Here is a 2,361-nt window from a genome sequence, read left to right as displayed (position 1 = left end):
CGGTGATGGTGTGTTGTTTAGTTACTAGTCGGGCTGGTTTTGTGGGTCGTACCTGACCACCGGAAGGAAAACAGCCCCGTAGCGCACCCAACAAACGCATCAATGCGTTATGGAACACTACAGTTACCACCCTACCGCATCTTTGTGTATATTTGCGTTGCTTTGAGTGCAATAGTATCTGAACGTCATTATTCGGACACATCAATGCTTTATGCATCAAATAAATCTACACTCACGGAGGCTCTGCCCCTGCAGAATTTGTGCCATGGTTTAGTGTCTTCGACCATGGTTTTTAACTACGACCAAAGACACTAACCTATGGCACAAATCCGTAACCCAATACCGAATTTGGGTCTGCGTCGGATATGTGGGCGGGAATCGATAATGACTTAGTTTTTCGGTAATGGGTTAGTGACTTTAGGCTGGGGTTTTAACCATTACCAAAGATGCTAAGTCATGGCTGAAATTGCTAGGTCATGACCGAACCTCCACCGGCGCGGAGCAGCACCTCCACTGGAACTGAGCGGCCTAAACAAAACAGAGCGGCCCCGCACCCCGCCGCCGCCCCTCCTCATACCCGTAATGTGGCGGGCAACTCATGCGGCTCACGCGGGGTGTTAGACAGTACTACACTTAAAGCGGAAGTCACATCGCCGTCACTGAAGAAAAGAGTTTTTGTGCCCACCACGACCGTACACTTGACCGACCGCATCCCTCGCGTTTCTGCTGATGAGTTGCTGGCGGGTTTCCGCCCCTCTGAGCGTTTTGGTGAAGTGTCTTTTGATAGCTACATTCCTGATCCGAATCAGCCGTCGCAGGCTGAGGCTGTGCAGAAGCTGAAGGATTTTGGCGACAAGATTAATGGTGGCGGCGCTGGTGCCGGTTTCTTTGGTCGCCTGTTTGGTGGCAAGAAGAAGGATTCGACGAAGGCTGGCCTGTACCTTGACGGCGGTTTTGGTGTGGGTAAGACTCACCTGTTGGCGTCGCTGTGGCATTATGTGGATGGCCCGAAGGCGTTCGGTACTTTTGTGGAGTACACGAACCTGGTGGGTGCGTTGACGTTCCGTAAGACGGTTGAGGCGTTGAGCAGCTACAAGCTGGTGTGTATTGACGAGTTTGAGCTGGATGATCCGGGCGATACTGTGCTCATGTCTCGTCTGATGCGTGAGCTGGCGGATGCTGGCGTGAAGCTTGTGGCGACTTCGAACACGCTGCCTGGTGCGCTGGGTGAGGGCCGTTTCGCGGCTGAGGATTTTAAGCGTGAGATTCAGGTGCTTGCTTCGCAGTTTGAGGTGCACCGTGTGGATGGTGAGGATTTCCGTCACCGTGGTCTGCCTGCCGCACCGGAGCCTGTTGCTGATGACGCGTTTGATGCGAAGGTTGAGGAAGTGTTCGGCGGCCAGACTGTTGGTGTTGATAACTTCGCTGACCTGGTGGAGCATCTGGCGAAGGTACACCCGTCGCGTTACCGTCAGCTGATTGATGGTCTGGATGGTATTGCGTGGCGTGATGTTCACCCGATTACTGAGCAGTCGGTGGCGTTGCGTTTTGTGGTGTTGGCTGACCGTCTGTATGACAAGGACTTGCCGATTGTTTCTTCGGGTGTGCCTTTTGACAAGGTGTTTACTGAGGAGATGCTGGCTGGTGGTTATCAGAAGAAGTATTTCCGTGCGGTGTCTCGTTTGACTGCGTTGGCTCGTGAGGGCATGCTGGGTGAGGAGGCGGAGCGCTAGTTCCGCTGTTCGCCGGGGCCGAGCTTTGGCCGGCTCGGGTTTTGATGCGCTGTTCTTTCTAGTCCCGTGAGACTCGAAGCTCGCCCGATTTGCATGGTTAGCTTGGTTAGTCTGGTTTACCTGAACCGCGCCAACCCCTCTCATACGTGAGGACCCTCGCCGGGTCGCTTAGGAAGCACCCGGCGGGGGTCTTTGTGTGAGCGAGAACCTGGTACGTGACGGGAACATGGCGTGTCGCTCGCATGGTTTCTTCCCTTGCCAGGGAGTTATGCGGGGGTAGATGTGGTTGGAGTGTATAATTTTGCGTGTAGCCTCCGCGAGGTTCTCGCGAAGCACCCGTTTCTGCCGCATGGTTGCGGGCTATTTTCGGGTAGCTATTTCCCTTCCTTTTCGGAGGGACTTTCATTGAGGGCGGCAGGTGGTATGTAGATGATACACCTTCACGCACATTTCCCTTCCTTTTCGGAGGGACTTTCATTGAGGGCCCGTCGCTTTCATTTCATGCGCTTTGCCCTATCGTGAATTTCCCTTCCTTTTCGGAGGGACTTTCATTGAGGGCGCGCCGATTGGGGGCGCGGGCTGGAATGGGCGCAGGATTTCCCTTCCTTTTCGGAGGGACTTTCATTGA

The 2,361-nt window shown here is 54.2% G+C and carries 1 protein-coding gene and 1 CRISPR repeat array; the gene reads left to right on the top strand.

All coding sequences use genetic code 11. The features are described from left to right. Positions 1 to 677: 677 nt before the first annotated feature. Positions 678 to 1,733, top strand: coding sequence for a cell division protein ZapE (zapE, locus tag HMPREF2527_RS04105; protein ID WP_005506346.1), 1,056 nt, complete (start codon positions 678 to 680; stop codon positions 1,731 to 1,733). Between the two features lie 376 nt (positions 1,734 to 2,109). Beyond that, positions 2,110 to 2,361: a CRISPR direct-repeat array (repeat unit 33 nt; unit sequence ATTTCCCTTCCTTTTCGGAGGGACTTTCATTGA).

The organism is Rothia sp. HMSC071B01, assembly GCF_001808945.1.
In the GTDB taxonomy this organism is placed as follows: Bacteria; Actinomycetota; Actinomycetes; order Actinomycetales; family Micrococcaceae; genus Rothia.
The sequence above is the reverse complement of the archived record's forward strand: the minus strand, read 5'-3'. Positions and strand labels throughout refer to the sequence as shown.